Below are 12,520 nucleotides of genomic sequence, written 5' to 3'. Positions count from 1 at the left end.
GTTGTTGCCGGGCCGGGTACGCGACCCGTACACCGGCCCGGACTCACCGGGCGGTCGAGGAGGCGGAATTCATGGGACTCGGAGGATGCATTCTCCTGATCGGTGGGGGCGCGATCCTGGCGTTCGCCACGGACTGGCAGATGGACACCGTCAACGTCGACCTGGTCGGCTGGATCATGATGCTCGTCGGCCTCGTGGGGGTCTTCGTCTACATGAGCATCGCGAGGCGCCGCCGTATGGTCGTGCCGCCCACCACCACCGTCGTCTCGGACGACGAGCACCGCTACCGCTGACGGCCCGCACGACGACCGGTCCGCACTACCGCTGACGGCCCGTGCGACGACCGGTCCGCGTGGACGGCCGAAAGCCGTCGCCGGGTCGGTCGGCTCTGCGCGGGACCTGCGGAATCCCCGATATTCTGGGTCGGATCCCGCGCCCCCACCGTGGGCGCGTCCCGCCCGGAAGGGGAGCCGCCCGTGGAGTTCCGGCTGCTCGGCACGGTCTCCGTCGAAACGCTCACCGGGCCCCTGCCCCTGGGGCCGGCCAAACGGCGCAGTCTGCTCGCCGCTCTGCTGCTGTCCGCCAACACGCCCGTCTCCGTCGGGCGGTTGACGGAATGCCTGTGGGACGACGAGCCGCCGTCCCAGGCCCGTGGCGTCATCCAGGGACACGTCTCCCGGCTGCGCGCCCTGCTGGCCGGCGCGGACGCGGAGGCGTACGGAGTGGAGCTGGCCACCCTCGGCGACGCGTACGTGCTGCGGGTCCCGGAGACACTGCTGGACTCGCAGCGGTTCGAGGAACTGCTGATGCTGGCACGGGAGCAGCGCGGCCCCGCCGACGCCGTGCTGATGCTCAAGGAGGCCCTGTCCCTGTGGCAGGGCCCCGCGCTCAGCGGGGCGTTCGCCGGTCCGCCGCTCCGGGTGGCCGCGCATTCCCTGGAGGAATCGCGGCTGGCGACGGTCGAGCAACTGTCCCGCGCGTACGGGGCGCTCGGGGAGCACCACCGGGCCGCCGCCCTGTTGACGGCGGAGACGGCGGCGCATCCGCTGCGCGAGTCGCTGGCCGCGGAGCTGATGCTGGCGCTGTTCCGGGCGGGGCGTCAGTCGGAGGCGCTGGACCGTTTCCACCGTACGAGGCGGCTCCTCGCCGACGAGCTGGGCATCGACCCGGGGCACGAACTCGCCGACGCCTACGCCCTGATCCTGCGCGGCGCCCCGGGGCCGCCCACGGGCACCGCTCCGTCGGAGGCCGCCGGTCCCTCACCCACCGCCGGTCCCTCACCCGCCGCCGGTCCTGCCGGTGACGGGGGCCGACCCAGCGCCGGGGGGCCGCCCGGCGCCGGGGGCTCGCCCGTCGGCGAACCGCACCCCGTCGATCTGCTGCCCCGCGCGCCCCGCGGCTTCCACGGGCGCGCCGCCGAACTGGCCGCGCTCAGCCGGTCGGCGGCGGGCGAGGCGCCCGTCTGTCTGGTCACCGGGCCGGCCGGGGTCGGCAAGACCGCGCTGGCCCTCCAGTGGGCGCACCGCAACCCCGCGCTCTTCCCGGACGGGCGGCTCTTCGCCGATCTGCGCGGGTTCAGCACGGCCGGGGAGCCCGCGCTCATCGACGTCCTGCGGGAGTTCCTGCTCGCGCTCGGCGTCTCCCCGCGCCGCGTTCCGGAGTCCGTGCCGGCCGCCGCCGCCCTGTTCCGCTCGCTGACCGCCCGGCGGGGGCTGCTGGTGGTCCTGGACAACGCCCGCGACTCCGCCACCGTCAGGACCCTGCTGCCGGGCGGTGCCGACTGCGTCACGCTGGTCACCAGCCGCCACCGGCTGGAGGGACTCATCGCCTCGGACGCCGCCCGGCCGGTCCCGCTCGACACCCTGGAGACCGACGACGGCACGGCGCTGCTCGCCGGAGTGCTGGGGGAGGAGCGGGTCCTCGCCGAGCCGGTGGCGGCCCGCCGGCTCTCCGAGCTGTGCGGCGGACTGCCCCTCGCCCTGCGCGTCACCGCGGCCCGCCTGGCGGGACGGCCCCGCTGGACGCTGGCCGCGCTGGCCGGGGAACTGGCCGACGAGCGCGGCCGGCTGGCGTATCTCGACGTGGACGACACCGGGGTCGCCGCCGCGATCGGGCTCACCGTCCAGCAGCTGCCGCCCGAAGCCGTCCACCAGCTCGCGCGGCTCGGCCACCATCCGGGCGGCCATTACGCCCCGTACGCGGCGGCCGCGCTCGCGGGGACGGATCCGGTCACCGCGCGGGCGGCGCTGGAGCAACTGGCCGCCGCCCACCTCGTCACCGAGACCGCCCCGGGGCGCTGGGTCCTGCACGACCTGGTGCGCCTCTACGCCCGGAGCCTGGACCCGGCGTCCGCGCGGGAGGCCCTGATCGGGGTGCTCGACCACTGCATCGCCACCGCCCTGGCCGCCGCCGACACGGCGGAGCCCGGCGGCGAACCCTGTTTCGTGCTCCCGGAGGACTACCGCCGGCCCAGCGCCGTACAGGACTTCGCCGACCGTGCGGAGGCGATGCGCTGGCTGGCCACCGAGCGCGAGGACCTGGCGCTGACCGCCCTCGCGGCCCGGGAGGCGGGGCTCGACGACCGGGCCTGGCGGATCATTCTGCTCCAGTGGCCGCAGATGGTGTGGCGGGCGCGGGACAGCTGGTCCCCGCTGCTGGAACTGGCCCTGGAGTCGGCCCGCGCCGAGAAGGACGCGTACGCCGAGTCGAGGGTGCTCACGCTGCTGGGCTGGGTGCTGGCGGAGGAGGGCCGCACCGCCGAGGCCGCCGCGCTGCTGGAGCGCTCGCCCGCGCTCGCCCGGGAGGCCGACGACCCGCTGGGCGAGGCGACCGCGCTGATCAACCTGGCGGTCGTCCAGGCCGAACTGGGCGAACTCCCCACCGCGCTGGAGAACTGCGCACGCGCCGTCGGACTGGCCCGCCGGGAGGGCGACCGGCACACGGAGATGCTCACGCTCCAGCACCTCGCCCGCATGCACCTCACCGCGCACCGCCCCGAGGAGGCCCTGTCCTGTGCCCGGGCGGCGCTCGATCTGGGACCCGAGCACGAGGAGGCGGCGCGCCGCTCCCTGCTGCTGGCCGTCTGCGGCGAGGCCCGACTGGCGCTGGGCGACGAGGAGGACGGCGTACGGCTGCTGGACCGGGCCGCGCAGGAGGCGGAGCGGGCCGGCTACGACGAGGGGGCCGTCCGGGCCCTGGAGGCGCTGCTGCGGGTGTCCGCGCGGGCGGAGTTCCGACGGCGGCACGACGAGGCGCTGCGACGGCTCGCGGAGGAGAGCTGAGCGGCGCGGATCTCCGGTCGGCACCGCTGGACGCGACGTCAGCAGGACGTCAGCGGGACAGCAGCGATACGTGAGCGGCGGCGGGCAGAGTCGTTCCTGTCAGCCGCTCACGGGCGGGCGTCTTGACCGGACGTCCGCCTCACCGTCACCTCGGGGGAATCTCCATGCGCACCTTCCGCAACCGCACCACCGTCCTGGCCGCCGCGACCACGGCCGCTCTCGCTCTCACGCTCACCGCCTGCGGTGACGACGGCACCGGCACCCGGTCGGCGGGCTCGGCGGCGAGCGACTCCGCGACCGTCGCCGCCGACTCCCCGAAGGCCGCCGACGACGCGGCGGAGTCCGGCACCACGGGCTCCACCGGCTCCACCGGCTCCACCGGCAGCGGCACCGGTACCGCGCAGGCCGCGGGCACCACCAAGAGCTCCGACGGCTCCGGGACCTCCGGCGGCACGTCCGCCAAGGCCTCCGCCCCCCTCTGCACGGCGAAGGGTCTGACGATCACCGCCGAGCGCCAGGACGGTCCGCCCTACACCCACCTCACGCTGAGCGCGAAGAACACCTCCGGCGCCGGCTGCGAGATGAAGGAGTACCCGCACATCCACTTCCTGGACAACGCGCGGGGCATCGTCCCGCCCGTCGCCAAGAGCAGGCCGGAGGCCCCGGTGATCCTGGAGCCCGGTCAGTCGGCCTATGCCGCGGTGCGCATGTCCGAGGGCGGGCGGAAGGAGAGCACCGAGACGGTGAAGGAGTTCACGGTCACGCTGAAGGCCAACGGCGGCGGCATGGCGGTCGTGCAGTCCCCCGCCGCCGAGGGCCTCTCCGTCAACCCGCAGAAGTGGGCCACGGGCTACTGGACCACCGAACTGCGCAACGGCGCCGACGACTTCTAGGCCGCCCGGACGGACGCTCCGATTCGTCCGTACCATCCGATTCATCCGTACCGTCTTGTCCGTCCGGTCCGTCCGGTCCGGCCGGTCCGGCAGGCGGCCTGGGCGGGGCCGCCTGTCGGACCACCTCAGCCCTGCTCGTCCATGCCCGCCAGCACCAGCGGCAGCCGGGGCGTTCCCTCCGCGGTCACGCGGACGGGGACGCCCCAGTCCTGTTGGTGCACATGGCAGGCCGGGTACTCGTTGGCCGGGTCGTCGTCGCAGGACGCCGCCATCGCGGAGACGTGCAGCACACCCTCGGTGACCCCGTCCGCGAGGAGCAGGTCGCGCCCGAGGTCCGTCCCCGGGCCGGAGCCCTCCGCCAGCAGCTCGGGCGGGGTCGCGGAGACGAGCAGCCGGGTCGAGGGGCCGTAGCGGGTGTCCAGCTTCTGGCCCGCGGGCGCCTGGAAGACGACGTCGAGGCGGAGGGTGCCCGGGGCGATCTCGGTCGCGGCCCGCTGGGTGCGGTGCGCCTGGTCGGCGACCCGGACCGCCTCCTCCGGCAGCCGGAGCCGGGTCAGCCGGTGGCGGGCCGACTCGACGACGACCAGATCGCCGTCGACCAGCACCGCGTCGCTGGGCTCGCGGACATCGGTGGCCAGGGTGGTGACCTCGCCGGAGGCCGGGTCGTACCGGCGCAGGGCGTGGTTGTACGTGTCGCTGATCGCGACGGACCCGTCGGGCAGCGCGGTCACGCCGAGCGGATGCTGGAGGAGTGCCTGGTCGGCGGCCCCGTCGCGGTGGCCGAAGTCGAAGAGGCCGGTGCCGACGGCGGTGCGGACGTGCTCGTCGCGGTCGACCCAGCGCAGTGAGGAGGTCTCCGAGTCGGCGACCCAGAGCCGCTCCCCGTCGGCGGAGACGGCGAGCCCGGACGGCTGGGCGAACCAGGCCTCGGCGGCCGGCCCGTCGACCAGGCCCTCGTTGGTGGTCCCGGCGGCGACGCGTACGGTCGCGCTCTCCGGGTCGTACGTCCACAGCTGGTGCACGCCCGCCATGGCGATCCACAGCCGGTCGCCGAACCAGGCGACGTCCCACGGCGAGGAGAGGTCCACCTCGCGCGCCGGACCGCTGGTCGGGGTCCCCTGCCACCACTGACGGCCGGTCCCGGCGAGGGTGCTGGTCGCGCCGGTCGTGAGGTCCAGGGCGCGGAGGGCGTGGTTGACGGTGTCCGCGACGGCGACCCGGCCGTCGGGGAGCACGGCGAGCCCCTGCGGTTCGCTGAACCGGGCCTCGTCCGGGCCGCCGTCGTGCAGGCCGCGCTCGCCCGTGCCGAAGTGGCGGCGTACGGTCTCGCCGTCGGCGTCCAGCTCGACGAGGCGGTGCCGGGTGGTGTCGGAGACCAGGAAGCCCCCGTCCGGCAGGAGCAGGGCCTTGCCGGGGAAGCGCAGATGCGTGGCGACGGGCTCGGGCGCCACGTAGGGGCCGTCACCGCGGCGGAGCGTGCCCTTGGCCCCGTGCTCGGCTTCCAGCTCCTCGACGAGCTTCTCGATGGCGTGCGCGTGGCCCTCGCCCGCGTGCTGGGCGACGACATAGCCCTCGGGGTCGATCACGACGAGCGTCGGCCAGGCCCGTACGGCGTACTGCTTCCAGGTGGCCAGTTCGGGGTCGTCGAGGACGGGGTGGTGGACCTCGTAGCGCTCGACGGCGTCGACGACGGCCTGGTGCTCGGCCTCGTGGACGAACTTCGGCGAGTGGACGCCGATGATCACCACGGTGTCGCGGTGCTTCTCCTCCAGCTCGCGCAGCTCGTCCAGGACGTGCAGACAGTTCACACAGCAGAACGTCCAGAAGTCGAGGATGACGATGCGCCCTCGCAGGTCAGCGAGGGTGTACTGCTGGTCGCCTGTATTGAGCCAGCCGCCCTTGCCGGTGAGTTCGGGGGCGCGGACGCGTGCACGTGATGCCATGCCACCAGTCAACACCGTGACCGCCTGCAAGCATTCCGCAGGACCCCGGGGGAACCTGTGACGCATGAGACTTCTCGTGCGTGAGCGGCTGTTCGCCATCGGCGACGACTACTGGATCGAGGACGACGGGGGCCGCAAGGTCTTCCTGGTCGACGGCAAGGCGATGCGGCTGCGCGACACCTTCGAGCTGAAGGACGCCGACGGCCGGGTCCTGGTGGAACTGCGGCAGAAGCTGATCAGCCTGCGCGACACGATGCTCATCGAGCGGGGCGGCGAGGAGCTGGCCAAGGTCAAGCGCAAGCGGCTGTCGCTGCTCCGCAACCACTACCGGGTGACGCTGGTGGACGGCACGGAGCTGGATGTCAGCGGCAGGATCCTGGACCGCGAGTTCGCCGTCGAGTACGACGGTGAGCTGCTGGCCCAGATCTCGCGCCGCTGGTTGACCCTCCGGGACACGTACGGCATCGACGTCGTCCGGGACGACGCCGATACCGCGCTGCTCATCGCGGTGGCGATGTGCGTGATCGTGCTGGCGGACAAGGAGAACGAGGACTGAGCGCCTTGCCCGCTCGCTAAGGCTGAGCGCCTGCCCGCGCGCGGGAGTTCGTTGTTTCACGTGAAACGTGGAGCCCGGGCGGTCTGGTCCGGCCGGGGCTCATCCCGCCTGTCGCGCGGCGGCCCGCCGGTCCGCCTGGACGAAGGCCGCCCCCGCGAGGGCGACGGCGGCAGCGAAGGAGACCGCGAGGGCCGGGTTGAGCCAGGACGGGACGGTACCGCTGTTGAACACCCGGCCGTCGGTGGTGCGGCACAGGATGTGCACCGGGAGGTAGCGCACCTCGTGCGTCTCCACCTGAGCGCCTTCCGGCACGTTGGACGCGTACACGCACTGGTGCATGGGCGTCGAGTTCGTTCCCGACCCGACCTCGCTGACCGTGAGGCCGACGAGGAGGAGCCCCAGCAGGTAGAGGACGGCCGTGGCAGCGGCGGCGAAAATGGCCGTGCCACGGAGCAACGTCGATTCGGCGGCGCCCTGTTCAGCCATGGCGCTCACTGTAGACGGGGCGCCGCGACCACCCCCACGGGCAACCTTCAGAGCGGCGGCGCGAGCCCCAGCCGGCGGTCCTTCAGCGCCGGGAACTGCTCCCGGGTCGCGCGCACCTTCGCCGGGTCCAGCTCGACGGTCAGGACCTCCTCGTCCGCGCCCGCCTGGGCCAGCACCTCGCCCCACGGGTCGACGACGATGCTGTGCCCGGCCTGCTGGATGTCGCCGTGGGTGCCCGCCGTTCCGACGGCGAGCACGTACGCCTGGTTCTCCACGGCACGGGCCTGCGCCAGGAGCGTCCAGTGGGAGCGGCGGCGTTCGGGCCAGCCCGCCGCGACGACCAGCGTCTCGGCGCCCGCGTCGACGAGTCCCCGGAACTGCTCGGGGAAGCGCAGGTCGTAGCAGGTGGCGAGGCCCAGGGTGGTGTCCGGCAGGGCGACGGTCACCAACTCCTCGCCCGCGCCCATCATCACCGCCTCGCCCTTGTCGAAGCCGAAGCGGTGGATCTTGCGGTAGACAGCCGTACGCTCGCCCTGGGGCGAGAAGACCAGACTGGTGTTGTAAAGGGTGCCGTCGTCCGCCCGTTCGACGAAGGAGCCGGCGTGCAGCCAGGTCCCGGCCTCGGCGGCGGCCTTCGCCATCACCTCGTGGGTGGGCCCTTCCAGCGGCTCGGCCTCCGCCTCGAAGGCGGTGTAGGCGAACGCCCCGACCGGCCACAGTTCGGGGAGAACCACCAGGTCAGCGCCGCGCTGGGCGACTACCAAGGAGGCCGCTCGTACCCTGCGGGCATCGACGGATTCGTCCGGGTCCACTGCGATCTGGATGAGGGAGGCGCGCACACTACCACCGTCCTGGCATTCGAGCCGTCAACACGGGCCTACGATCGTCACACGAAAGCACTGCCGGGGTGCCTGCTCGCAGCGTAACTTAGCCAGCGAACCTCCCACGCAGCTCGCCGACAGCGCCGTCAGTGCCAGCCCGCCCGCCAGCACTCCTGCTCTCCAGCCCATGCACCGCAGAACCGCACGAGGGGTCCCGTGACCGTCCATCCCAGCCTCCAGCCCTACACCGACGCCGCGACCCACTCCATCGAGGCGATAGCCGAGCTGGTGAAGCCCCTACCCGAGAGCGAGTGGAACCGCCGGACGCCCTGCCCGGGATGGTCGGTGCGCGACATCGTGTCGCATGTCATCGGCATGGAGTGCGAGATGCTCGGCGATCCCCGGCCGATCCACACACTGCCGCGCGACCTCTACCACGTGCAGAGCGACTTCGCCCGCTACATGGAGATGCAGGTCGACGTCCGGCGGCACCACACCTCCCCGGAGATCACCTCCGAGCTGGAGTACGTCCTCATCCGCCGGGCCCGCCAGATCCGTAACGAGTCGCGCAGCCCCGAGACCAAGGTCCGCGCGCCGCTGGGCGCCGAGCAGACCCTCGAAACAGCGCTGAATCTGCGGGCGTTCGACGTCTGGGTGCATGAGCAGGACCTGCGCGCCACGCTCGGCCAGCCCGGCAACCTGGACTCCCCCGGCGCCCTGATCACCCGGGACATGCTGCTCGCCGGGCTGCCGAAGGTGGTCGCCAAGGGGGCCGGCGCCCCCGCGAATTCGGCGGTCGTCTTCGACGTGCACGGGCCGGTGGAGTTCCTGCGGACGGTACGGGTCGACGCGGAGGGCCGCGGTTCGGTGGACGGCGCGCCCTCTCTGGGCCCCGCCGTGACGCTGTCGCTGGACTGGGAGACGTACGTCCGGCTCGCCTGCGGCCGGGTCCGTCACACGGCCGTCGCCGACCGGATCAAGGTCGAGGGCGACCAGGAGCTGGCTACCGCGATCCTGGACAACTTCGCCGTGACCCCGTGACCCCGTAACATCGCCCCAGCGCCCCGGCGGCGCCCGTCCCGGACCATGGGCGACGGGCGCGCCGCCGAGCGCGTACGGAACGGCTAAGCCGGTACGTGCACGGCCTCGACGCGGCTCACCACGTGGTGGTCGCGTTCCCTGAGCGCCGCCCGGCGGCGCAGCCGCAGGATCTGGGTGACGCCGAGCGCCTCCAGGACGAAGACCGAGGCGAACGCGGCGCGGTAGTTGTCCCCCGTGGCGTCCAGCAGGACCCCGACCGCGAACAGGGTGGTCATCGAGGCGATGAACCCGCCCATGTTGACGATTCCCGAGGCGGTGCCCTGACGTTCGGGCGGATTGGCCGGGCGGGCGAAGTCGAAGCCGACCATCGAGGCCGGTCCGCAGGCGCCGAGCACCACGCACAGGACGACCAGCAGCCACATCGGCGTGTGGTCGGCCGGGTAGAAGATCGCGGAGGCCCAGAGCAGAGCCGTCGTGGCCACCGTGCCCAGCGCGATGGGGACCCTTGCCTCGTGGTGGCGGGCGATGATCTGCCCGTAGACGAGCCCCACCACCATGTTGGACAGCACCACCAGGGTGAGCAGCGTGCCCGCCGTGCCCCGGCTCAGCCCCTGCGCCTCGACCAGGAACGGCATCCCCCACAGCAGCAGGAACACCATCGCCGGGAACTGGGTGGTGAAGTGCACCCACATCCCCAGCCGGGTCCCCGGCTCCCGCCAGGCGGCGGCGATCTGCCGGCGGACGTACGCGGCCCCGGCGTGCTCGGCGGGCGGCGGCTCGTGGCCCTCGGGGTGGTCCTTGAGGAACAGCAGGAGCGGCACCAGCACCACGACACCGGCCAGCGAGCTGCCGACGAACGTCGCGGTCCAGCCGTAGCTGTGCAGCGCCCGCGCGATGAACAGCGTCGAGACGAGGTTGCCCGCCATCCCGAACAGCGCCGCGACCTGGCCGATCAGCGGTCCGCGCCGGGCCGGGAACCAGCGGCTGCCGAGCCGCAGCACGCTGATGAACGTCATCGCGTCGCCGCAGCCGAGCAGCGCGCGGGCCGCCAACGCCATGCCGTACGAGGGGGAGAGCGCGAAGCCGAGCTGCCCGACGGTGAACAGGACGGCCCCGATCGTCAGGACCTTCTTGGTGCCGAGCCGGTCGACCATCAGGCCGACGGGTATCTGCATGCCCGCGTAGACGAGGAGCTGGAGGATCGAGAACGTGGACAGCGCCGAGGCGTTGACGTCGAACCGGTCGGCGGCGTCGAGTCCGGCGACGCCCAGGCTCGTACGGAAGATGATCGCGACGAAGTAGACGGCGACCCCGATGCCCCAGATCCAGCCGGCACGCCGGCCGCCGGGCGGGTCACCGGGCAGCGAAAGGGTGGGCGTGGCGGCCGAACTCACCGGTCCTCACCCCGCACCAGCACCCGCACCCGGCCGACATGGCGGCGCACGACCAGGGCCGCCCCCTCGGCGTCCCCGGCGCGGATCGCCTCCAGCAGCTCACCGTGCTCGGTGATGTTGGCCTCGATCCTGCCGGGGTGGGCCTCCATCACCGCGACGCCCATCCGCAGCTGACGGTCGCGCAGCTGGTCGTAGAGGCGGGAGAGGATCTCGTTGCCGGCGTTCTTCACGATCTCGGCGTGGAAGCAGCGATCCTTGACCGCCACGGCGGCCAGGTCCCCGTCCTCCGCCAACTGCCGCTGCTCATCGAGGAGCTGCTCCAGCCGGGCGATCAACTGCGGAGACGCGGGCACCGCCTTGCGCGCGGCGAACTCCTCGACCAGCAGCCGGGTCTCCACCACGTCCTTGATCTCCTGCGCGGAGACGGCGAGCACGAGGGCGCCCTTCTTCGGGTAGAGCTTGATCAGCCCCTCGACCTCCAGCCGCAGCAGCGCCTCGCGCACGGGCGTCCGGGAGACGCCGACCGCCTCCGCGAGATCCCCTTCGGTGAGCAGCGTCCCGCCCTCGTAGCGGCGGTCCAGGACGGCTTCCTTGATGTGCGTGTAGACGCGCTCGGCGGCGGGCGGGCGCTTGAGCGAGGAGATCGGCGGCTGTACGGGGGCGGAGGGCGCGGCAGGCATGCGCACAGCATAGATACAACATGCACGCATGTGGGACCGGCGTCCGGATTCTGGACCTTGGCGGGTTCCCTGCCCCGGAGACGCGCCCTGTTGCGTGCGCTACGTTGAGCGGGTGACAGGTCACGCCATCGAAGAGGTACGTCTCACCGCGTTCAAGAGCTTCCACGGCGCGGTGCTTCCGCTGGCGCCTCTTACGGTCCTCATCGGGCGCAACAGCAGCGGAAAGTCGAACGCGCTGGACGGGCTGGAGGTCCTCTCCCGACTGGCGCGCGGCGATGACATCACCGAGGCCCTGGAGAGCCGGCGCAGTGCGGCGGGTCCGGTGCGGGGCGGGCTGGGCGGGTGCGTACCGCACGGCTCGGACCAGTTCTCGCTCGGCTGCACCGTCAGTACGGAGCACGGGCCCATCACGTTCGACGTGACGGTCCAGGTCGAGCCAGAAGTCCAGATCATCGACGAGCGGCTCACCGGTCCGACTGCGAGCGGCACACGCCCTCTCCTCGTGAGCGGAGAGCCGATCCCGCACCGCGCGGACATCGACGCCTCCTGGCACAACGGTAAGCGGGGCCGAAACCCGAGCGCCCCCTTCCGGAGCACCCGCCTGCTGACCTCACAGTTGCCTCTGCGTGTTCCCGGTCAGAGTGAGGGCGAGATCGACACCGTATGGGCAGCCGATGCTCTGTTGACCGCACTCACCGGGGCCTTTCATCTCGACCCCGTGCCGCATCTGATGCGGCAGTACGTACCGGCTCGCGATTTCCATCTCCGCAGGACAGCGGAGAACCTCTCTGCGGCGATCGGCAACATCAAGCGGCACGACCCGGAGACATTCACCAGCCTCGTCGGCCTCCTCAGAGGCCTGGCCGATCACAACATCGAGCGGCTGGCCGTCACAAGGTCGGAACTGGGTGACGTCATGCTCGCACTCCACGAAGGGCAGCTGGGACTCACCCCGGCCCGCGAGATGAGCGACGGCATGCTCAGGTTCCTCGCGGTCACGACTTCGCTGTTGACCGGTGGTGACGGGCTGGACCTGGGGCCCACCCCGGACGAGGACATCGAACGGTCACTCACTCTCGTCATCGAAGAACTGGAGAACGGACTGCATCCGTCCCAGGCGGCGGAAGTGCTACGCCTGGTACGGGGAGCGGCAACCGAGAGCACGACCCGGGTCCTCATCACCACCCACAGCCCCGCCCTGCTCTCCGCGCTCAGCGGCGACGACCACGAAGGCGTCATCGTCTGCTCCCGGGACCGTGCGGCGGGCACCAGCCTTCTGACGAGACTCACCGAGCTCGACGGCTACGCCACGGCGATGGGAGCGGGCCCCCTGGGCGACGTGGTAACCCAAGGCCGACTGGTGCGTGAAGAACGCGGCGAACAGGACTACGCCGAGTTCGACCGACTTCTCGGGATCGGGTGACG

11 protein-coding genes are annotated in these 12,520 nt (G+C 72.4%); 6 read left to right on the top strand and 5 right to left on the bottom strand.

Going from position 1 to position 12,520, the window contains the following annotated elements:
* Positions 1–71: 71 nt before the first annotated feature.
* The 3 genes from ACIQRW_RS29450 to ACIQRW_RS29440 all read left to right on the top strand — a co-directional run bounded on the left by ACIQRW_RS29450 (position 72) and on the right by ACIQRW_RS29440 (position 4,174).
* Positions 72–293 carry a DUF6458 family protein gene (locus ACIQRW_RS29450; protein WP_097867157.1) on the top strand — a complete coding sequence of 74 codons (222 nt, stop codon included), beginning with the start codon at positions 72–74 and terminating at the stop codon, positions 291–293.
* 183 nt (positions 294–476) lie between these two features.
* A complete protein-coding gene (locus tag ACIQRW_RS29445; protein WP_403765721.1) occupies positions 477–3,281 on the top strand; it encodes an AfsR/SARP family transcriptional regulator in 2,805 nt (934 codons plus the stop codon).
* A gap of 164 nt (positions 3,282–3,445) precedes the next feature.
* Positions 3,446–4,174, top strand: coding sequence for a DUF4232 domain-containing protein (locus ACIQRW_RS29440; RefSeq protein WP_403765718.1), 729 nt, complete (start codon positions 3,446–3,448; stop codon positions 4,172–4,174).
* 125 nt (positions 4,175–4,299) lie between these two features.
* On the opposite strand, the gene ACIQRW_RS29435 is transcribed toward ACIQRW_RS29440, so the two are convergent.
* Positions 4,300–6,117 (bottom strand): NHL domain-containing thioredoxin family protein, encoded by a 1,818-nt coding sequence (locus ACIQRW_RS29435; protein ID WP_403765715.1) that lies wholly within the window; start codon positions 6,115–6,117, stop codon positions 4,300–4,302.
* A 64-nt stretch (positions 6,118–6,181) separates the two neighbouring features.
* On the opposite strand from ACIQRW_RS29435, the gene ACIQRW_RS29430 reads away from it, so the two are divergent.
* Complete coding sequence (locus ACIQRW_RS29430; protein ID WP_403765712.1) at positions 6,182–6,673, top strand: LURP-one-related/scramblase family protein; 492 nt, start codon at positions 6,182–6,184, stop codon at positions 6,671–6,673.
* Between the two features lie 99 nt (positions 6,674–6,772).
* Here ACIQRW_RS29430 and ACIQRW_RS29425 read toward each other — a convergent pair whose 3' ends face one another.
* Together ACIQRW_RS29425 and ACIQRW_RS29420 are read right to left on the bottom strand one after the other, a co-directional pair.
* Positions 6,773–7,159 (bottom strand): hypothetical protein, encoded by a 387-nt coding sequence (locus tag ACIQRW_RS29425; protein WP_069754693.1) that lies wholly within the window; start codon positions 7,157–7,159, stop codon positions 6,773–6,775.
* A 47-nt stretch (positions 7,160–7,206) separates the two neighbouring features.
* A complete protein-coding gene (locus ACIQRW_RS29420; protein WP_403765709.1) occupies positions 7,207–7,998 on the bottom strand; it encodes a carbon-nitrogen family hydrolase in 792 nt (263 codons plus the stop codon).
* Between the two features lie 198 nt (positions 7,999–8,196).
* Here ACIQRW_RS29420 and ACIQRW_RS29415 point away from each other — a divergent pair, with 198 nt between their 5' ends.
* Positions 8,197–9,021: a maleylpyruvate isomerase family mycothiol-dependent enzyme gene (locus ACIQRW_RS29415; protein ID WP_403765706.1), complete on the top strand. Its 825-nt coding sequence runs from the start codon at positions 8,197–8,199 to the stop codon at positions 9,019–9,021.
* Positions 9,022–9,104: 83 nt separating this feature from the next.
* Here the strand turns inward: ACIQRW_RS29415 and ACIQRW_RS29410 are convergent, their stop codons facing one another.
* Positions 9,105–10,415 carry a nitrate/nitrite transporter gene (locus ACIQRW_RS29410; RefSeq protein WP_403765703.1) on the bottom strand — a complete coding sequence of 437 codons (1,311 nt, stop codon included), beginning with the start codon at positions 10,413–10,415 and terminating at the stop codon, positions 9,105–9,107.
* On the bottom strand, positions 10,412–11,095 hold the full coding sequence (locus ACIQRW_RS29405) for a GntR family transcriptional regulator (RefSeq protein WP_403765700.1): 684 nt from the start codon (positions 11,093–11,095) through the stop codon (positions 10,412–10,414). The genes ACIQRW_RS29410 and ACIQRW_RS29405 overlap by 4 nt, the downstream gene beginning before the upstream one ends.
* 112 nt (positions 11,096–11,207) lie before the next feature.
* On the opposite strand from ACIQRW_RS29405, the gene ACIQRW_RS29400 reads away from it, so the two are divergent.
* A complete protein-coding gene (locus ACIQRW_RS29400; protein WP_403765697.1) occupies positions 11,208–12,518 on the top strand; it encodes an AAA family ATPase in 1,311 nt (436 codons plus the stop codon).
* The last annotated feature ends 2 nt before the right edge of the window (positions 12,519–12,520 follow it).

It is taken from the genome of Streptomyces sp. NPDC091287 (assembly GCF_044768525.1).
GTDB lineage: Bacteria > Actinomycetota > Actinomycetes > Streptomycetales > Streptomycetaceae > Streptomyces.
Note: the sequence above shows the minus strand (reverse complement) of the source record. Positions and strands in the feature narration are given on the sequence as shown.